The sequence below is a fragment of the Nocardia iowensis genome, assembly GCF_019222765.1.
In the GTDB taxonomy this organism is placed as follows: Bacteria; Actinomycetota; Actinomycetes; order Mycobacteriales; family Mycobacteriaceae; genus Nocardia; species Nocardia iowensis.
Map to the genome: position 1 here is coordinate 4,835,199 of NZ_CP078145.1, position 20,821 is coordinate 4,856,019.

At 67.9% G+C, this 20,821-nt stretch carries 12 protein-coding genes; 2 read left to right on the forward strand and 10 right to left on the reverse strand.

Translation table 11 applies throughout. The annotated features are described in order from the left end of the window. Window positions 1-136: 136 nt before the first annotated feature. Entirely contained in the window at window positions 137-6,916 is a 6,780-nt protein-coding gene (locus KV110_RS22420) for a type I polyketide synthase (RefSeq protein ID WP_246633915.1), read from the reverse strand. 192 nt (window positions 6,917-7,108) lie between these two features. On the opposite strand from KV110_RS22420, the gene KV110_RS22425 reads away from it, so the two are divergent. Then, entirely contained in the window at window positions 7,109-8,662 is a 1,554-nt protein-coding gene (locus KV110_RS22425) for a succinic semialdehyde dehydrogenase (RefSeq protein WP_218469242.1), read from the forward strand. On the opposite strand, the gene KV110_RS22430 is transcribed toward KV110_RS22425, so the two are convergent. Next, a complete protein-coding gene (locus tag KV110_RS22430; RefSeq protein WP_218469243.1) occupies window positions 8,615-9,961 on the reverse strand; it encodes a protoporphyrinogen/coproporphyrinogen oxidase in 1,347 nt (448 codons plus the stop codon). The two genes, KV110_RS22425 and KV110_RS22430, sit on opposite strands and share 48 nt — an antisense overlap. A 74-nt stretch (window positions 9,962-10,035) precedes the next feature. Continuing rightward, window positions 10,036-12,117 (reverse strand): LuxR family transcriptional regulator, encoded by a 2,082-nt coding sequence (locus tag KV110_RS22435; protein ID WP_218469244.1) that lies wholly within the window; start codon window positions 12,115-12,117, stop codon window positions 10,036-10,038. 319 nt (window positions 12,118-12,436) lie between these two features. Between KV110_RS22435 and KV110_RS22440 the strand changes: the two genes are divergently transcribed. Continuing rightward, window positions 12,437-12,997 carry a chorismate--pyruvate lyase family protein gene (locus KV110_RS22440; protein ID WP_218469245.1) on the forward strand — a complete coding sequence of 187 codons (561 nt, stop codon included), beginning with the start codon at window positions 12,437-12,439 and terminating at the stop codon, window positions 12,995-12,997. Between the two features lie 9 nt (window positions 12,998-13,006). Here the strand turns inward: KV110_RS22440 and KV110_RS22445 are convergent, their stop codons facing one another. The 7 genes from KV110_RS22445 to KV110_RS22475 all read right to left on the reverse strand — a co-directional run bounded on the left by KV110_RS22445 (window position 13,007) and on the right by KV110_RS22475 (window position 20,753). Further along, window positions 13,007-14,683, reverse strand: a complete 1,677-nt coding sequence (locus KV110_RS22445; RefSeq protein ID WP_246633916.1) for an AMP-binding protein — start codon at window positions 14,681-14,683, stop codon at window positions 13,007-13,009. Between the two features lie 46 nt (window positions 14,684-14,729). Beyond that, window positions 14,730-15,209, reverse strand: coding sequence for a type II toxin-antitoxin system RatA family toxin (locus tag KV110_RS22450; protein WP_218469247.1), 480 nt, complete (start codon window positions 15,207-15,209; stop codon window positions 14,730-14,732). A 26-nt stretch (window positions 15,210-15,235) separates the two neighbouring features. Next, entirely contained in the window at window positions 15,236-16,501 is a 1,266-nt protein-coding gene (locus KV110_RS22455) for an aspartate aminotransferase family protein (RefSeq protein ID WP_218469248.1), read from the reverse strand. Window positions 16,502-16,512: 11 nt separating this feature from the next. Further along, on the reverse strand, window positions 16,513-17,511 hold the full coding sequence (locus KV110_RS22460; RefSeq protein WP_218469249.1) for an SDR family oxidoreductase: 999 nt from the start codon (window positions 17,509-17,511) through the stop codon (window positions 16,513-16,515). Window positions 17,512-17,517: 6 nt separating this feature from the next. Then, window positions 17,518-18,672: an acyl-CoA dehydrogenase family protein gene (locus tag KV110_RS22465; protein ID WP_218469250.1), complete on the reverse strand. Its 1,155-nt coding sequence runs from the start codon at window positions 18,670-18,672 to the stop codon at window positions 17,518-17,520. 105 nt (window positions 18,673-18,777) lie between these two features. Then, on the reverse strand, window positions 18,778-19,662 hold the full coding sequence (locus KV110_RS22470) for a ParB/RepB/Spo0J family partition protein (RefSeq protein ID WP_218469251.1): 885 nt from the start codon (window positions 19,660-19,662) through the stop codon (window positions 18,778-18,780). A gap of 227 nt (window positions 19,663-19,889) precedes the next feature. Next, a complete protein-coding gene (locus KV110_RS22475) occupies window positions 19,890-20,753 on the reverse strand; it encodes a class I SAM-dependent methyltransferase (RefSeq protein WP_218469252.1) in 864 nt (287 codons plus the stop codon). Between the last annotated feature and the right edge of the window lie 68 nt (window positions 20,754-20,821).

A 20,821-nucleotide genomic window follows, 5' to 3' on the forward strand; every position in this document is an offset into this window, starting at 1 on the left:
CGGTCCGTTGCTGTACCTCGTGTAACCGCTGCTTGGTCTCGTACAGTTCCCGCGCGGTTCGCTTGAGGTATCTGCGCAACTCCTCGTCGGTTGCCATCGGTCGTTTCCTCCTCTGCGCCCGGACAGGTCGGCGCGATCAGCTCAGCCGTTCGACGAATTCGAAGAGCTCGCTGTCCTCGGCGTCGTCGAGATCGCTGATGGCCTTGGTGGTTTCGCGGCTGTCCAGGGCACGGGCCAGTGCCGCCAGCCGGGCGGCGATCGTCGCGCGTTCGGTGTCGGTGAGTTGTGCGGCGGCACAGTCCCGCTCGACCGTTTCGATATCGGCGATGACCTGCGCCCGTGCGTCCGGCGCTACTTCGGCGCGGAGATATTCGGCCAATGCCTCGGGTGTCGGGTAGTCGAAGACGATCGTCGTCGCCAACTTGGTGCCGGTCGCCGCTTCGAGTCGATTACGGAACTCCATCGCCGCGAGCGAATCGAAACCGATGTCCTGGAACGGGATATCGGCGCTGATCGCGTCCGGTGACGAGTGACCGAGGACCGCCGCGGCCTGCGAACGGATCACCTCGACCACGACTCGGCGCTGATCGGCGGGTGACAGGCCGGACAGCCGGGCCGTCAGCTTGTCCGGTCGGCCCGACCCGCTGTCGGCGGCGAGCCGCGGGACGCGCACCAGACCACGCAACATCGGCGGCAGCTGCTCCGGGCCGATCCTCGAGAGTACGGACTTGTCGATCCGTGCGGCCACCGGGCAGGTCTGCCCCGACGCCAACGCGGCATCGAAGAGGGCCGTGCCCACCACCGCGTCGAGCGGGACGAATCCTTCCCGACGCAGCCGGGCCCAATCCTGTTCGGTCAGCTGACCTGTCATGCCGCCGATGCCTTGCCAGGCGCCCCATGCCACCGAGGTGGCGGGCAGTCCGGCGACCCGGCGCGACTGTGCCAGTGCGTCCAGGAACGTGTTGGCGGCGGCGTAGTTCGCCTGCCCCGGCGCGCCGAGCACACCTGCCATCGAGGAACAGAGCACGAACTCGGCCAAGTCCAGGCCCTTGGTCGCCGCGTGCAGGTGCCATGCCGCGTCCACTTTGGGCCGGAATACGGTGGCCACTGCCGTCTCGGTCATCGAATCGAACAGTCCGTCGGCGAGCACACCCGCGGCGTGGATCACGGCGGTCAGCGGATGATCCGGCGCGATGGCCGCGAGCAGTGCGGCCACCGCGTCCGGATCCGCGACGTCGCACGCCACGACGTCGACATTCGCACCGGCAGCGCCCAGTTCGGTGACCAACTCCGCGACGCCCGCGGCATTCGGGCCGCGCCGACTGGCCAGCACGAGGTGCCGCACGCCGCGGACACCGACCAGATGCCGCGCGAGCACCGCACCGAGCCCACCGGTTCCGCCGGTGATCAGCACCGTGCCATGCGGGTGCCACGGTACGGGCAGGGTGAGCACATTCTTGCCGATGTGGCGGGCCTGGCCGAGGAAGCGGAAGGCTTCGGGTGTGTGCCTGATGTCCCAGGCCGTTGTCGGGATCGGGTCGAGCGCACCGGATTCGAACAGCCCCACCAGAGTTGCCAGGATCTGGCCGAGTCGATCCGGACCGGCCTCCATCAGGAAGAAGCTGCGGTACGTCAGTCCGGGATGACGCGCGGCCACTGCCGCGGGATCGCGCCGGTCGGTCATTCCCATTTCCAGGAAGCGGCCACCTTCGCCGAGCAATCGCAGCGAGGCGTCGACGAAATCGCCCGCCAGCGAATCGAGTACGACGTCGACGCCGCGCCCGCCGGTGGCGGCGGAGAACTTCTGTTCGAAGTCGAGCGTTCGGGAGTCGCCGATGCGCTGATCGTCGAACCCCATGCCGCGCAGCACATCCCATTTCGGTGTGCTCGCGGTGACGAAGAGTTCCAGACCGAGGTGCCTGGCCAGCTGGATGGCCGCCATGCCGACCCCACCGGTCGCCGCGTGCAGCAGCAGCGATTCGCCGGCCCGCGCACCCGCCAGGTCGACCAACGCGTAGTAGGCGGTGGCGAAGACGACGGGCACCGCGGCCGCCTGTGCGAAGGACCAACCCCGCGGCATACGGGCGAGCAGCCGCCGATCGGTCACCGCGGTCGCGCCGATGCCGGACACGAATCCCATGACACGGTCACCGACCGCGAATTCGGTGACGTCGGCGGCGACCTCCAGCACGACCCCCGCGCCCTCGCCACCGATCGCCGCTTCCGGATCCGGATACATGCCGAGCACGATCAGCACATCACGGAAGTTCACACCTGCCGCGCGCAGGCCGATCCGTACTTGACCGGGCGCCAACGGTTCCGCTGTCCGCTCAGCCGCGACCAACGCCAGGTTGTCGCCGGTCAGCGTGCCCTTGCCGTGCTGCGTCAACCGCCATGCGCAGCCCGCGAGCAGGTCAACCGAACCGACCGAATCCGCGGTGGCCCTGCGCAATCGGGCAACATGCGGCACTCCACGGCGCACGGCCACTTGCGGCTCGTCCGTCGTGGCCAATGCCTGCTCGACCGCGTCACGATAGTCGGCCGACTCGTCCACGTCGACGAGGACCAGGCGGCCGGGATGTTCGTGCTGAGCGCTGCGCAGCAGGCCCCATGCGGTCGCGTCTGCCGCGTCGACCGTCTCGCCGCGGTGTACCGCGACCGATCGGCGGGTCACCAGCACTACGGATGCGGTTGCCCACTCCTCCGAGGAGACCAGCTCCTGTGTGCGGGAGAGCAATTCGGCAATCCGTGCGCGCACCGCCTGCGGCCATGTCGTGGGCGATTCGTCGGCGGGCGCGGGCGGGTCGGCGAAGGGCATGACCACGGCCTGGTGTCCCGCCATCGAGACAATGTCGAGGCCCGCGGTCGGTGCCGCCGACCAATTGGCCTCGGCAGCAACGTTTTCCTGGCGAACTGTACTGATCCATGCCGATTCGAGCAGGGGCTCGGCGGTCTTGGCGAGCAACGCGCCGAACGACTCCGGCGCGACCGACCGCATCGACAGTGTGTCCAGAGTCGCGACGAGCGCGCCGGTGTCGTCGGTCGCGGTCAGCGCGATGCGGTCGGATCCCTGTGCTGTCAGCCTTACTCGCAACGCGGCAGCCCCTGCGGTGTACAGCGACAACCCCTCCCAGGAGAATGGCACACTCACCTCGCCCGCATCGGCGCCGGGCAGCAGCCCGCCGACCGCGATGGCGTGCAGCGCCGAATCCAGCAGGGCCGGATGCAGTCCGAACCCTCCGGCTGCTTCCCGCGCCAGGTCCGGCAACGCTACCTCGGCGAATACCTCGCTCTCACTGCGCCATACAGCGGTGAGGCCGCGAAACATCGGGCCGTACCGATAGCCGAGGTCGTCGAATGCCGGATAGGCGTCGCCGATATCCACCGGCACCGCGCCCGGCGGTGGCCAGGCCGAGTCGACCACCGGTCGCTCGTCCGCGGCCGGTGTCACGACGCCGACCGCGTGCTTTGTCCAGCTGGTCAGCTCCTCGGGCACGGCATCCGCCGCCCCCTGTGGCCGGGCGTACACAGTCAACGACCGCACACCCGTTTCCTGCGGTGCTCCGGCTATCACACGCAGTTCCACCGCGCCGTCGGCAGGCAACGCCAGCGGCGCTCGGAGCACCAACTCGCCCAGCCTCGGACAATCCACCAGCGCACCGACATACAGCGCCATGTCGACGAGCGCGGTCCCCGGCAGCAGCACCACGTCGCCGATCGCGTGATCGGCCAGCCACGCGTGGCTGCGCAGCGACAACCGGCCGGTGCACACCAGCTCCGGCGAATCCGGCACGCTGACAATTGCCGCCAGCAACGGGTGATCGGCATCCAGAAGACCAGATTGGCGCAGATCGACCCGGCCGCCGAGTTCGCCGAGTTCGAGCCAGTACCGTTCACGCTGGAAGGCGTAGGTCGGCAGCTCGATCGCACGCGCACCGGTCGCGGCGAACAGAGTGGTCCAGTCGACTACGGCGCCCGCGCAATGCGCCGTTGCCAGACCGGTGAGTATGCCGAGCACTTCGTCGTCATCCCGGCGGGCCCGCATCGTCGGCGCCAGCGTGATGGCCCCGGTCTCGACCTCGACCGCGGTCTCGGCGACCATCGCACCCAGCGCGGCACCCGGCCCGGCCTCCAGGAAGACGGTCACCCGCTCCCGCTCCAACAGCCACCGCGCCCCGGCCATGAACCGCACCTGCCGCCTGACCTGGGCGGCCCAATACCAGGGCGAACACAGCTCATCGGCACTCGCCGGTTTCCCGGTGAGCGTCGATACGATCGTCACGTTCGGCTGGTTATAGGTGAGGCCGAGGCAGACTTGCTCGAACGCGGCCAGCATCGGTTCCATCCGCGGTGAGTGGAACGCGTGACTGACCGCGAGCCGTTTCGTGGTGGCGCCACGGTCTTTCAGCACCGCCGCCACCTCGCTGACCGCCGCCTCGTCACCCGAGACGACGATCGAGCGCGGCCCGTTCACCGCGGCGATGCCGACCGCGCCGGTGTGGTCGCGCAGCACCTCTGAAACCTGTTCTTCGGTGGCCGTGATCGACACCATCGCGCCGCCCTCGGGCAATTCCTGCATCAGGCGCCCGCGCGCGGCGACCACGGCGCACGCATCGGCCAGCGACCACACGCCCGCCACGTACGCCGCGGTGAGCTCGCCGATCGAATGCCCGATCAAGTAATCCGGCTGCAGACCCCACGAACGCAACAGCCGAAAAATCGCGACCTCCACCGTGAACAGCGCCGCCTGGGTGTAGGCGGTCTGATCCAGCAGGGTCGGCCCGGAGCTCGGCTCGGCGAAGACGACCGCGCGCAGTGGGACATCGAATGCCCCGTCGAACTGTGCGCACACCTCGTCGAACGCCGCGGCGAACACCGGATAGGTCTCATACAGTCGCCGGCCCATCCCGATCCGCTGGGCGCCCTGCCCCGGAAACAGCACCGCCGTCTTGGCGTTCGGCCGGGCCACACCACGCAGCAGCACCGCCGAATCGGAACCGGCGGCCCGCGATTCGCCGGTTGCCAGCGCGCGTAGCGCCGACAGCAAGGCGCCGTGGTCACGGCCGAGCAGGATAGCGCGGTGATCGAAGGTTGTCCTGGTCGCCGCCAGCGAGTAACCCACGTCCACCGGGTGCGCGGTCGATCCCGGACCGGATTCCGTCAGCTGGGTCAGCAATCGATCGGCCTGTGCCGGTAGCGCTTTCGCGCTCGCCCCGGTCACTACCCACGGCACTACCGGCGGGTCGGACCGCCGCTCGGGCGCGGCGGCCGGATCGTGCGGCGGCTCCTCCAGAATCAGGTGCGCGTTCGTACCGCTGATGCCGAACGTCGACACCGCGGCCCGCCGCGGACGACCGTGCCCCGGCCACGGTTCGGCCTCGATGAGCAACCGGACATCGCCGCCGGACCAGTCCACGTGGTCGGTCGGCCGCTCGATGTTCACGGTGCGCGGCAGCAGCCCGTGCCGCATCGCCATGACCATCTTGATGACTCCGGCCACCCCCGCCGCGGCCTGCGTGTGTCCGAGGTTCGACTTGACCGAGCCGAGCCACAGCGGCTCCCCCGCGCGGCGGCGCGCACCATAGGTTCGCAGCAGCGCCTGTATTTCGATCGGATCGCCGAGCACCGTGCCGGTGCCGTGCCCCTCCACCGCGTCGATCTCGGCCGCGCTCAGCTCGGCATCGGCGAGGGCGTCATGGATGAGTTGTTGCTGCGCGGGGCCGTTCGGTGCGGCGAGCCCGTTGGAAGCGCCGTCCTGGTTGACCGCGGAACCCCTGATCACCGCGAGGATGCGCCGACCGTTGCGGCGCGCGTCCGAGAGCCGTTCCAACACAACGACGCCCGACCCCTCCGACCACGAGGTGCCGTCCGCGTCGGCGGCATAGGACTTACAGCGCCCGTCGGCGGACAGCCCCCGCTGGATACAGAACGCCAGGTACCGACCCGGCCTGCCGACCACGGCCGCGCCGCCGGCCAGCGCCAGATCACACTTGCCCGCCCGCAGCGCTTCGCTCGCGAGATGCATGGTGACCAGCGACGACGAGCATGCCGTGTCCACCGTCAACGCGGGCCCCTGCAGGCCGAGCTGATAAGACACCCGACCCGAGGCGACGCTGCCCGCCATGGCGGTCAACATGAAACCGGCGAGTTCCGGCGGCACCTGCTCGTTCACGTAGTCGCTGCCGAACATTCCGACATAGACGCCGGTGCGGCTGCCCCGCAACGAATCCGGCACGATCCTCGCGGTTTCCAGCGCCTCCCAGGTCGTCTCCATCAGCAGCCGCTGCTGCGGATCCATGGTCAATGCTTCCCGAGGCGAGACGCCGAAGAACGCGGCGTCGAAATCCGCTGCACCGGTGAGGAACCCGCCGTGACGCACGTAGGATTTGCCCATCTTTCCCGGCTCCGGGTCGTACAGATCTTCCGGCCAGCCACGGTCGGTGGGGAACTCCGATATCGCATCGCGTCCCTCGACGAGCAACCGCCAGAGGTCCTGCGGCGACTCGACGCCGCCCGGGAATCGGCACGCCATGCCCACGATCGCGATCGGTTCGTTGCGGCCACCGTGCTCGGCGGGCCCGGCCCGCACGACCCCGACATCGCCCGCGACCTCGGCGCGCACCAACTGCTCCCGGAGAAATTCGACCAATCGGTCCACCGACGGGTAGTCGAACGCGACCACCGCGGTGAGCTCGACCCCGGTCGCGGTCCGCAAGCGGTCGCGCAACTCGACCGCGGACCGCGAGTCGAATCCGAGCTGCTGGAACGACTCCGCCGGATCGACCAGGTCCGGGCCGCTGTCGCCGAGCACCGCGGCCACTTCGCGCAGCACGATGTCGCGGAGCATGCGCCGCTGCTCATCGATGGATCGGCGGCGCAGCGCGGCACGAATATCGGAACCGAGTGTTTGTGACATTTTCCGGGCTCCTCGTATCGGTATGCCGCCGAATCGAAATGGCCAGGCCGCTCCGAATTGAACCAAGCGTAATCAGGGCACGGTTTACCTCCGCCCATCGCCCGGTAACCATCGATCCATCGGCACTGCTGATTCGAATTCGAGCTCGGTATTTTGAGAAAAGCAAAGACAATTCGATGTCAGGAGCACACGATGCCGGTGCCGACACCCGCGGACTTCGATCACCTCAGCGACCTCGTCGCCATTTCCGATGCCGCGGCACGGTCGGCGAGCACGATCAGCGAGGTGTTCACCGGGCGACCGCTTGGCGTCGCGCCGATCGGCACCGCCGATGACGTGCGCGCCGCGGTCGCCGAAGCGCGCGCCGCCCAGGCGGATTGGGCGGCGCGGCCGGTGCACGAACGCGCGGCCGTCATCGAGCGCTACCGAAATATGGTGCTGGACCACCGCGATTTCCTGATGGACGTCGTGCAGGCCGAGACCGGAAAGGCCCGCTGGACCGCGCAGGAGGAGTGCCTCGGAATCATCGCGGTCGCGCGCTATTACGCCCGCCATGCGCCGAAAATACTGCGACCGTATCGCGTTCGGGGCCCGCTGCCGTTGGTGACGAAGTCGGTGGTGCACCATCAACCGTGTGGTGTCGTCGGCGTGATCGCGCCGTGGAACTACCCGATGTTCCTCGCTATCGGCGACGCGCTGCCCGCATTGGTCGCCGGCAATGCGGTCGTCCTGAAACCCGCTGGGCGCACGCCGTTCTCCGCGCTCGCCAATGCCGAACTGCTGTACTGCGCCGGGTTGCCGCGCGAGCTGTTCGCGGTCGTTCCCGGTTCCGGCGAGGTGGTCGGCGCCGCTCTCGTCGACACCTGCGATTACCTCATGTTCACCGGTTCGGCCGCCACCGGCAGGCAGCTGGCGCAGCAGTGCGGACAGCGACTTGTCGCGTTCTCCGCCGAGCTGGGCGGCAAGAACCCGATGATCGTCACCGAGGGCGCGAATCTGGCCAAAGCCGCCAAGGTCGCGCGGCGCGCCTGTTTCGGTAATGCCGGCCAGCTCTGCCTTTCGGTCGAACGCATCTATGTCGAATGTGGGGTCGCCGAGGCGTTCACCGCAAAGTTCGTCGCGGCGACCGAAAGCATGGTTCTCGCGGCCGGTTACGACTTCCGCGCCGACATGGGCAGCCTGGCCTCGACCGACCAGCTCGAGACGGTGACCAAACATCTGGCCGACGCGAAATCCAAGGGAGCCGAGGTACGCACCGGCGGGAATCCGCGGCCGGATATCGGCCCGCTCTTCTTCGAGCCGACGGTGCTGACCGGGGTGACCGACCAGATGGAATGCGCCAGGAACGAAACGTTCGGCCCCCTGGTGTCGATCTACCCGGTCGCCGACGTCGACGAGGCGGTGGCCCGCGCCAATGACACCGAATACGGTCTCAGCGCCAGTGTTTTCGCCGAGAGCCCGGCGTACGGCGAAACCATCGCCGTGCGCCTGCGTTCGGGCGCGGTCAATGTCGACGAGGGCTATTTGCCCGCCGCCGCCAGCCCGGGCGCACCGATGGGTGGGATGGGCAGTTCCGGCATCGGCCGCAGGCACGGACCGGCCGGGTTGCTGAAATACACCGAGCCGCAGACGGTGGCCACCACCAGGGTCATCGATCTCGATGCGCCACCGGCGATCGCCAGCGCGCGCTGGCGGGGACTAGAGGCTCCCCTTGCCCAACTGATCAGTCGGCTGCCCGGTCGATAGGGCGCAAGCGCGCCGGGCCGCTTCGACACCGGCGCGGTAGCACCCTTCCAGGGCGCCGCCGCGGAGATAGTCACCGGCCAGCGTCAAGCCAGGACATTCGGACAACGCGGTGTCGAGCGCGGAAAGGAAATCGCCGTAGTACGGGAGGTAGGCGCAGTACCCCGCCTGCCAACTCCGCCGCAGCGTATGGACTCGGTGCACCGGGCCGCCACCATAATGGTCCAGCGCCCGTTGCTCGGCCTCATCGAGCCAGCGCTCGAACTCCGCGTCCGAGGGCGCGGGCCTGGCCCGTCGGCCGTGAAACATGTAACGGCCGATGTGCCGGTCGGTGCGGCCCTCGGCGACCGCCAAGCTGCACGGCGAGTCGTCCTCCACCGAGAAACCGTAGGCGCCGGGCCCGAACAGTTCTCGGTCGTACTCGACCATCGCGACAGCGCCAGGAAAATACCGGACCTGCGCCAGCAACTCGCTCAGCTCGGGAAACTCCGGTTTCACCAGGTCTGCCGCATCGTGCGCCGAGGTCGCCAGGATCACGCCGTCGTAGTCGTATTCGCGAGTCGGCCAGCCGTTCTCCGAGATCGCGAGGCCACTCACCTGGCCGCCGCGCACGACGATCCCCTCCACCCGCGCATCCGTCCGCACCGTGACGCGCCGGGCGAATTCGTCGACCGCAAGCTGCACGCCGCCGGGCATTCGGTAGAACCGTTCGACAAACCATCCGAGGTTGGTCCCGAATGTGCCGAGGTACACCTCATCCGGCTCGGCGCCGTTCATCCAGCGAATCATCGGCCGCACCACAGTGCTCAGGCCGGGGCCGAAATGCTCGCTCAACGGCTTGTGGTCGCTGCGGGCGCCGAGCGTGGCGAAGTAACGCGAGCCGAGGAACCTGCCATCACCGCGCACCTTGCCGACCAGATACGCGAACTTGGCGACCTCCCGTGCCGAACCGACACTGGACAGATACCGCATGACGGCGTGGTATCTGGTCGGATCGACCATGATCAGTTTGTCGCCGACGGTGCGTGCCAACGCGATCGAGTATCGCTCGTAGGAGTCGACCCCGAGGTCGGCAAGGAATTCGCGGAAGCCGAAGTACTTTTCGCCGATCAGCTGGGCACCCATCGTGACGGGCCGGTCGCCGAGCCGATCGAGTCCGAGCCGCCCGCCGAGCACGGTGTCGCGCTCGATCAGCTCCACCTGCGCGCCTGCCCGGCGCAGCTGGTAGGCGGCGGCCATGCCGGACACCCCGCCGCCGATGACGGCGAACCGCCGGTCCGCACATCCCGATCGGTGTTCCATGATGCACTCCTCACAACCGGGATTTCCACCCTGCCCCGGCGGGTGCATCGATATAACCCCTACCGTGCCCCCTATCACAGCGGCTTGCGCAACAGAAAGCGTAACTCGGTTCGTCTGCGCACCCGCAGCTTCCGGTACACCCGGGTCAGATGCTGCTCGACGGTGCTCGTGGTGATGCCGAGCCGCCGGGCGATCTCGCGATTGCCACTCCCGCCGGCGGCCAGTTCGGCCACCCTGCGCTCGGCCGCGCTCAATGACCCGACATCAGGTGGGGCACCGGTGTTCTCGCTCGGCGTCCCGGACGGGGCAGTCCGATCACCGATCAAACGATCCCGCACGGGGCCCGCGCCGCACTCGCCCGCGAGGCGCAGTGCCGTCTGCTCCACCGACCGGGCTCGATCCCGTTCGCCGATGGACTCGTGCGCCCTGGCGAGGTCGGCGAGCACGACGGCGAGCTCATGTCGGTCGTGGCCGGACCGCGCGATGGTTTCGGCCCGTCGCAACAACCGCAGTTCGGCGCGCGGATCGGCTTCCATGGCTGCCAGCAACCGCAGTGAGACCGCCCCGCTTTCGTGCCGGCCCGGGTCGCCGAGCAGATCGAGATGCATCGTGACGAAGGCACGGGCCCGACGCTGATCACCGGCCAGCAGATAGGCCTTGGCGACATCGTTGCGCCACGGCAACAGCCCGGGAATGTCCATCCGCCAGCGCCGCATCATCGAGCCGCAGACCTGGAAGTCGAGCAGCGCGTCGTCGAATTTCGACATCGCGAGCGAATAGTGTCCGCGGGCACGCAGATACGGCAGCGCGAAGCGCGAGTCGAACAGCGTCAGCGGCACCTCCCGGTCCAGTTGGGCGCGCGCCTCGTCGTATCTGCCCGCGGCGGTCAGCGCCAGCACACAGCTCGACAGCGCGCGCCCGATGCTGGTACCGAGGTTGGCCGCGGGCACATAGTTCAACGCCGCCATGGCCAGGCGCACCGCGGCGGCCAGATCGCCTTGTCGGAGGGCGATTTCGGAACGCAGCCCGGCGAAGATCGACTGCCAGGTCGGTGAGCAGCGCGCCGCCGCCTCGGCCAGTAGCGTGTCGCACCAGGCCGCGGCGATCTCCAGTTGCCCCGAGTAGATCAGGCATTCCAGTGCGGTGGTCAGCGCGTCGAGGGTCGATGAATCGAGCCGGTGGCGCGACAACACCCGGTGCGCGGCCGCGACCGTGGTCTCGCCCGCGCAGTCGGTGAGCACGCCGGTCAGCAGGTTCGCCGCGATGACCTGCACGCACGACGCCTCGGGGACGGTGGCGGCCGGTTGGGTGGTGGTGCGGGGCTTCGGCAACTCGGGGTAGGAGTAGGCGATCCAGGACCGCAGGAACGCGAGTTCGGCGGTGGGCACGCCCCGCGACATCGCGCGATCCCGTTCCACCAGATCCAGCACCGCGCGCGCCTCGTCGACGCGGCCGTGCCACAACAGATATCGAACGACCGCGGGCAGCGTGGACGCGGACAATCGCCCGGTCTGCAACGCCGTGTTCAGTCGAGCGAAATTCCTGGTCGCCGGGGATGGGTTCACCCGCCACTCGACGGAGACCAATTTGGCCGAGATCTCGGCGCGCTCGCCCGCCTCGGTGGTGGCACGGTAGGCCGCCTCGAGATATTCGACGGCCCGGCCGATCTGATCCATGGCGAGCAAGTCGTCGGCCGCGTTCCGCAATACCGTTGCCGCCCAGGGATATCCGAACGAGCCGGCTGCGGACAGGTGCCCGGCGACGGTCGTCGCGGGCGCGCCCGACTCGTGCAGGGCGACGGCCGCTTTACCGTGCAACCGTTTCCGGGTGTCTATCGACATCTGATGGCCGAGGCGCCGCCGGAGCTCCGGGTCGCGGATCCGGCCGCCGTCGACCACTCCGGCCTGTGTCATCCACGCGAGGGCGGACAGCACCTGCTGTGGGTCGGCATCCAGGATCCGGGCGATCAGCTCGGGCGTTGCCTCGGCATCGATGATCGACATGACTTCCGCGATCCGCGTCTGTCCGACCAGGTCGGCGACGGCGCACGACTCGCGATCGACTACGGCGGGTGGTGTCCGCGGCGGATCGTAGAGGTCGATGGCGTCAGCATCGAAAATGACCACCGGACCGGGTGGTGCGTTGCCGGCGGACACGCGCTTCATGATGGTCGGCCTTCTGTTGTTTCCCTGTCGACGTCGTGCATTCCACAATTCGTCCCATGTGGATTTGTCCAAGGATTGCCCTGCGGCGTTGCAGGAATGCCGATACCCGAGCAGTGGCCGCATAAGTGGCACGCATCGACTAGTTCTACCGGACCCAGCAAACCGCACCGCGCGCGCGGTTGTCAAGGTACCCGGAATTCCATTGGGGCCACAAAATATAGGGGCACATAGGGGTTTTGTCCCGGTCGCCCGATTGCGAAAGTTGGCGTGCCGGTGGCCGCCGACATCGACGCTCGCGTTGGGAGACTCCGTGTCCAAGCAACTGGGTGCCGCGCTGCGGACCGAGACCGGTATCGACGCGATCGTGCGGCGACACTTCTGCGCGCAGTCCGCACGACCGGCCGACTGGCACGACGTGTCCGCCGCGGCGTTGAGTCCTTATCACCGAGCCGTTCTCGTCTGCGACGGCACCGTCACTCGGACGCTGGAGGCGCACACCCTCGAACGGATCGAAGCACGCTGCGTTGACCAGCACGAGGTGACCGGGGACGAGCAGCACAGCGACTGGCTCGCCGCCGGACCCGACGACCGGGTGCTGGTCCGGCACGCCGAACTCGTCGGGCAGTGCTCGCGAATCCGTTACGCACGCGCGGAATCGATGATCGCCGTCGACCGCCTGCCGATCGGCTTCCGGGCGGCGCTCGAGGCGGAACCGGCGGGCATCGGTGCCGCGCTGCAGGCGGCACACGCCGAGTCGCACCGGCAATTGCTGTTCTACGGGCGCACACCGGATTCGGTGTGCGCCCGTTGCTATCGGATCATCGTCGGCGCCAGGCCCGCGCTGGTCATCAGCGAGTGGTTTCTGCGCTGAACCACGAGGTCAGGTCCAGTTGCCCAAACCGAGGGCGGGTTCGCCGAACAACTGGTGACGCAACTCGACCCGGCGCACCTTCCAGGTCGCGGTCCGCGGAATCTTCGCCCAGTCGAGGTGGATCGGCTCGCCCAGCGGCGGCAGTCCCGCGGCGGCCGCCGACCATCGGTCGGGTGCGATCGCCGCACCGTCATAGGTCGAATACACCGGCACGGGCAAGGTATTGGGCCGGGCCAGCACGACGACCTCGCTGGTTTCCGGAAGGCGGTCCAGTAGAACGTCTTCCATGGCTATACCGCTGGCGCCGCGGATGCGGTCGATCTCCCGGTCGACCAGCCGCACCGAACCCCACCGGGAGATGATCCCGAGATCGCCGGTGTTCCACCACCATCCGTCGACCTTGTTGCGGTGCCGGTCGGACTCCCCGACATAGTCCAGGCAGCGGCCCGGCTGGTTGATCTCGATCAGGCCGACCTGGCCACGGGGCACCTGCTTTCCGGTGTGCGGGTCCACCGCCCGCACCTTCGCCACGGTGGGCAGCGGCCAGCCGAGTTGCTGGGTCGGTGGCGGGTATTTGCCGACTCGCCGCACCATCGGCCGCACATACGGCCGGAACACGAGTACCCCGTTCTCGGTTTGGCTCCACGATTGGATCCAGAACGGCATCGGTGCCTTCGACGCCGCCAGAAACGCGCGCATCGTGCGCGTGTGGATCGCGTCGAACGAGTTGATGTAGAACCGCACGTTCTCGAACAGACCGGGCTGGTCCCGAGCCATGGGCTCCAGCGCGAGGTAGATGTTGGGCAGCATGTCGACGACGGTCGGTTTGTGCGCGACGAACAGCTCGGCGATGCCCGGATCGGGGATGTCACTGATCGCGACGAGCTTCGGGCCGGTCGTCGCCAGCGCCATCAGGGCGGTCACGGTGCGCTGATGGAAGTACGGATCCAGATAGGCCCACACGTCACTGCTCCGGAAACCCTGTAGGAACCAGTTCTCCGTCTCGACGTGGGTGAGCGCGTGCATCGATTCGGCCGAGTGCAGCGCGAACTTCGGGAAGCCGGTGGTGCCCGAGGTGTGGGTGGCGACCATGGGCTCGGTCCAGTCGCGCAACATGGTCGGCGCGGGCGCGGATCCGCGCAGATCCGCATAGCTCACCACGCCGTCGCCGCGCCCGCCGATCAGCACGGTGCTCTTGGTCAATGCGGCGAGCGCGGCGCGAGCCCCGCCGGGCCAGGCCAACTCCAGCCTGCCGGGGTCGGTGACCAGAAACGGTCGATCCAGCCTGCGTAACAGTGTTTCGGCGACCTCGGTGCCGTGGTTCCACGCCAGCTGGAACGGAATCGCGCCCAATTTCGCTGCCGCGCAGCCGATCACCTGCACGTCGGGATGATTGGCCTTCATGATCGCGACCCGGTCCCAGGCCCGGACGCCCGCCGCACGCAGCGCGGCCGCCGCCTCGTCGACCAAACCGGCCCAGCGTGAAAACGTATACTCCACACCACCTTCCGGCGCGATATCGGCGGGGCGTTGCAGAACTATTCGCTGGTCCGGAAACCGAGCGGCCGCCACGGACCACGCCTCACCATATTTTCCGGTTGCCGGTTTTCGGGAAAATCGCGTCAGCCGGGGCAAGCCTCGGCTCGGTGTAAGGCTGGAAAAGAACTCTGGTCCAGCGTTTTTCATCGTTACCACCACCTGTTGTCCGTACCGGCTCGTCGCGCGGTACTGCTCACGCCGAATCGCGCGCCGCGACCGGTTCCAGCTCGCCGAGCAGGCCGGTGAGGATCTGCACCAGGTTGTCCTGCATCGTCACTTCCGCGACCGGCTCCAGCCAATCGCCGATGCTCGGCATGCCGAAGTCGAACTTTCCTTCGAACTCGATGCGCGCCCCGCCGTCGGCATCGTCGACCCGCCAATGTCCGGCGAAGGCCGCGAAATCCCCCGTGGTCTGCTGGAAGTGGATGGTCCGTGCGGCGGGGTCGATCGTGTCGGTCTCGGTCCACCGCATCAACCCCGCCCGGAACACCACTTCCCACTCGGACTGGGCGCGCACCACCTGGTCGCCGGGCGGCTCGGCGGTGGCCGGGCGCACCGTCACCTGTTTCACCGTGTCGGTGTAGCGAATCCAGCTCTGGAAGTCGCGGATTCGGGCGAACGCCTCGTCGGGCCCACACCCGGGAACCTGCACCACCAGCGATACGTAACCCATTGCGCTGTCTCCTTCTCGGTGCGTGCTCAGCGGTAGCGGTGCCCGAACTTGTTGATGTCGGCGGCGGTTTCGGCCAACGCGTGGAAAAGGAACTCCTCGTCGGCCGGACTCATTACCGCGGCGGGCGTCAGCCGGACGACGGTGCCCGCGTTGATCGACGGATTGGTCAGCACGGCACGCTGCCGCAAGCCCAGCGTCAGCTCGGTGGCCACGGGCGGCGAGACGCAGTCGATGCCGATCATCAATCCCCGCCCCCTGACCTCGGTGACCAGTTCGGGGCATTCACCCATCAGCACCTCGGTCAATCGGGCGAGCAGTCGCTCCCCCAAAGCCGCGGCCGCGTCGACGATGCCCTCCTGCTCGATGACCTGCACCACGGTGTGCGCCGCCATGGCGGCCAGCGGATTTCCGGCGAAGGTACCCGGATGCAGGAATGGATCGGCGCTCAGCGGGGCGTAGACCGGCGCGGAACAGATTGCCGCGGCTACCGGGACGACTCCCCCGGAAAGCCCCTTCCCAACCAGCAGAATATCCGGCACCACGGCATCGAATTCCGCACCCCACCAGCGGCCGAGCCGCCCGAGACCGGTCTGCACCTCATCGAGTACGAATACCGCGTCGCTGGCCGTGCACAGGTCCCGGACCTGGGTCAGATAGCCCGGTGGCGGGATCCGCACACCGCCCTCCCCCTGTACGGGTTCGACGATGACGCAACACGATTGCGGCGCGGCCTCGAGCGCCGTCGCCAGTGCCGCGGCGTCACCGAAGGGCACGGCGGTCACCTCCGGCAGCAGCGGCCGGAACGGCTCACGCAGTTTGTCGTTCGAGGTGACGCTCAGCGCACCCATGGTCTTGCCGTGGAATCCACCGTGGGCCGAAATGATCCCGCGGCAGCCGTGCAAGCGCGCGATCTTGATGGCCGTCTCGACCGCCTCGGCGCCGCTGTTGACGAAGTGGACGTAGTCCAGTCCCGCGGGCGCCGACCTGGCGACCGTTTCCGCGGCTTGGGCCAGCACGGGATCGAGCAACATCCTGGTCGCCAATGCCCGGCGGCGCACCTGCGTGCACACCGCCTCGACCACGGCAGGGTGCGAATGGCCGAGCAGGAACACACCGAATCCGCCGACGTCGAGATACCGGCAACCATCGCCGCCGAGCACCCAGCAGCCCTGTGCCTCTTGCTCGAAGGTGCCGCCCGAGAGCTGGGCCACGGTGGCGAGCCCGGAACTGATGTGCCGTCGATACCGGTCGATGACGAGCTCGATGCCGGTGTCGACCTGGGGTAATTGCATTCCGGTTGACCTCATTTCAGCACGTACGCCATTCCGGTTTCCAAACCCGCGAGCAACTTCGCGTGGGTCACCCGCTCGGCGAGGCCGAGGGCCGCGAGGTCGCTGGGAAAGATCCGCCCGGACTCGAACAAGTAGGAGTGCGCCAAGAACTGCTTCAGCCTGGCGCGCAGGTGCTCCGGTCCGACGTCGGTCAGCAGCGGCAGCACCAGCCGGCGCAGCACGTCCTGCGGCATCAGTCGCGGCGGGAGCACCGGCTCGCCCCGCACCCGTTCGCCCGCCGCGACCGCGATCCGGACCAGGTCCGCCGCGGCCACCGCGTGCTCTCCAGCCGTCAGCCAGTAGACCCGGGGCTCGCTGGTGCGCAATAGAATTCGGATCGCCTCGGCGACGACGTCGGTGGGCACGAAATCGACCACCGCGTCGGCCTCGACCGGAAGCAATGGAAGTTCCCCGTGCGCGACCGCGGCCCCGGTGACATGTAGGCCCTGGAGACGGGCCACCGCACCGGTCTCGGAATCACCGGCGATCACCGAGGGGCGCGCGACGACGGTGGGGTAGCCACGCTCGGCGATCAACTGTTCGGCACGGAGCTTGCTCTCCAGATAGGTGTCCGGTGACACCGCATCCGCTACCCCGTGGCCGCGGCACTCCACGAAAGCGGTGCTGACGTGCACCAGCTTGGCTTTGCTGCGTTCGGCGAGGTCGAGTATTCGGGCGGTACCGGTGACGTTCGTTTCGAACACCGTGTCGCGGTCGGTGCTGAAATCCGTTGCCGCGGCGGCGTGCACGATGGCATCGAGCTCGCCGACGAGATCGCCGTAGATGCCGCGCGGCAACCCGAGCCGTTCCTCGGATACGTTGCCACGCACCGTCGCCGCGGTGCGCGCGCCGACCGGGGTGCGGTTGACCAGCACCACCAGGCGATAGTCGGCCGCGAGCCGCCGCACCAGATCGGAGCCGAGAACTCCGGCGGCGCCGGTGAGCAACAGTCGTGGTTTCGCGGGCGACACGACAGCTCAAACCAGCCGCAGTGGTGCGGCGCCGGTCAGGTAGTCGACCAGGTTTTCGGCATTGCGTGCCCGGGACGGCGGATGAAAAGCCAAGGCGTGACACGCGATAACTCGCTGCGCGATCTCCGGTTCGGTCGCGAAGGCGATGCCGCCGAGCAGTTCGAAGCAGGAATCGGCGACTCGGCGCGCCACCTCCTGCGCGGCGTAGCGGGCCGCCAGCGCCTGCCCTAGTAATTCTTCCAGCACGTCGGGAGTCGTCGCGGCCGACTGCTCGACCGGGGGGATGCGGCGCGCCACATTCTCCAGCCCGCTCATTGCCCCCTCCAACGCCAATGCGGGTTCGACGCGGAGACCGGCAGACAGACTCGTCTTCTCCAGCACCTGCTCGGCCAGTCGGCTCGCCACGCCGAGATAGTTGGCCGAGACGAGCAGCTCGAACCACAGGAATCCGACGGATTGGACGGTGTCCAGCGGCGAATCCGGCCCGGCCCCGGCCCGCACCACCAACTCGGTCGGGATGAATACCTCGGCCAGCTCGACCGAGTCACTTTCCGCTCCGCCCAATGCATCGGCGCGCCAGAACTTTTCGACGATCACACCCGGGCAGCCCGCCGGGACGAGCACAAAGGCCAGTTCGTCCGCATCCTGACCGGGAATGATCGCGCTGGCGGTCAGAAAATCCATCGAGGAGGCCAGGCTGCACGGCCGCTTGTGGCCCGACACGAGGAACCCGCCATCGCACGGCTTCGCGACGAGCGTGGGATGCATGATGCCCTGCCCGGAGCGGCCCTCCGCGAACCCCGACGCCACCAGCAGTCCGTTGCGTGCGACCTCCGAGATGAACGCCAATTCCGCGCCGTCGCCGATGGCCGCGACGGCGAGCACCGGCACCAGCGAGAAATGATGCATCGTGGTGGCGATACCGAGCGATGGCGACAGCATGCCGACGGCCCGGTGGGCGCGTACCGCATCCACCGGATCCACCCCGCGGCCACCGTACTGTTCCGGAATGAGCAAACCGGGACCGCCCGCGTCACGAAACAGCCCTAGGCATGGATTTCCGACTTTCTCCCGCTCCGCCCAGGGGATCTCATCGATATTCTTGGCCAGGCCGGGAAATACCTCGTCGACGACGCGGCGCTCGGTTTGCAGGAATCTCATGGTCACTCCCGGTCGCTCGATTCGACACCATGGTGGCCGGGTCGACCGGGAAACGTATAGCGTGCAGATTTGCACGCCGACCGATGGACGAAACCTCTTCCGCGACTATCGATCCGAACCCTGATTCCGGAGCGTTACGGAAATTCTCGACCATTGCTCGGCGCATTCCGCGGCCAGCTCGGCTATCAATCGCGCGTTGTGGGCAGGCACGGATTCGACGACGCGCGCACAGTCCTGCGAGTCGATGGTGTGCAGGTACAGCCAGCGCAAGAGTCGGCGACCGATCTCGTTGTGACGCAACGATGGATCCCGGCCCAGCCGTTGCAGTACCGCTGCGACGTCCAGGTTCGCGCGCTGTTCCGGACACCGCACGTCCAGCTGTCCGCGGCCGGTGGTACCGCAGCGCTTGGCCACCGGATCCTCGCCACGCCGCATCCGATCCCGGACATCGCGCACAGTTCCCGGTGAGATGCCCGCCGCCTTGGCTATCTCGCGCAGCGACGCGCTTGGCCGCGTGCTGATGATTTCGGCCGCCATCAGGCGTCCGGTAGCGGTGGTCAACGGCCGGACCCGGCCATCGCTGCCGAGTCGATGACGCGGGTGCGAATTCGGCGGCGCGCCCGCGCGCAGCGCGGCGACCGTCTTCGCCGCGAGCCCGGTCGTGCCCGCGATCATCCGATCGGACCAGTGCGGGTGACTCGCGAGGATGCGTGCCGCGGCGGCCCGCCGATCGGTGATCGACAACGGCAGACCGTGTTCGATATTGGCCCGTACCGCGAACACGAACGCCTCGTCCGCGGAGCCGTCGAAATACACCACCTCGATAACGGTCGCCCCGCGCGATATCGCCGCGCGTAGCCGATGAATTCCGTCGATGACACACCTGGTGGTGCGGTGCACGACAATCGGGGGTAATGGCGTTTCGGTCTCGGCCAAGAGCAGGGTGTGGTCGAAATTCTCACCGTCGCGCCGCAGCGAATGCTCCGGCACGACGAGCGAGGCAATCGGTACAGCGACGGAATCGCCTGCGCCAGTGCGGGGTAACAGTTCCACGGCCCTCGACATGACCATCCCTTCATGCCGCAATTCGGTGGGCCGATGCTATCAACTCGATCCAGCTGCCCTCGTGCTGAATTCGCGCCGAATGGTTCCCGAATTACCGACCGATGGTCAGGAAATGTGCTGTGCGACAGCGGAATTTCCCCGGTTGCACACCCTCACCGCCGGGTGGTGTCGGTGCATGCCAGCCGGGCAACCACCGACAGCGGCCGCGTACTGGGTTTACGCGGATTCGGTTGCGGGAGATAGGCAATGGGCCGCAGCGCGGGTGGCAGCCGCCGGAGTCGATGGGCACTTTCGAAGATGGAGTGGATCTCGAGCGGGGTCCAGCCGAGCGCCTCGAAGTGCGCGATCCCCGCCCGCGGCGCGAAGACAATGGGTGCCGACCGCAACAGGTCGTTGGTCGAGGCCGCCATGATCCGGTGCATCGCCGCGTTCCAGAAATCGACTCCCCACCAGGCGATTTCCGGACGTTTCAGGTCGAGCGCCAGTGCTCGCACGGCAGTGTCGGACAGGAAGTACACAAATCCCTCGGTCAGCACCAGCGCCTTCGACGCGTCGGCCAACTCCGCGTCGAGGAACGCCGACCGCGCGTCCGGGTCGGCCAGATCGACCGGTCGTCGGGTCAGCAGGCAGCGGGCCGTCTCGCCACCGAGCAACAGTTCCTTTTCGGCGAGCAATTCCGGGAGATCGGCCTCCACCCACACCAGATCAGCGGGTAGGTCGAGCCGATACGGCCGGGTGTCGAAGCCGGCACCGAGATTCAGCACCATGTCACAACCGCTGCGCAACGCCATCATGATCAGCTCGTCGAACAGCTTCGCGCGCACCGAGTGCCACCACCCGGTGCGGCCGAACCGCGGACCGCCGGCGACAATCGCGTACCCGCGCTCGCCGGCCAGCCGATCCGCCAGCGGGTCGGTGAAAACCGGGTCCTGCCGGGCGGATTCGAGCGCTCTACACGCGGCAGCCCACCGTGCGGTGTCGGAAACATGGGCAACCAATGTTTCGTGCTCATCCATAGGGTGGAGTTTCGCACCGCCACCGCGCGACCGGCTACCGTCCATCTTGCACATCGGGACCGGTATTT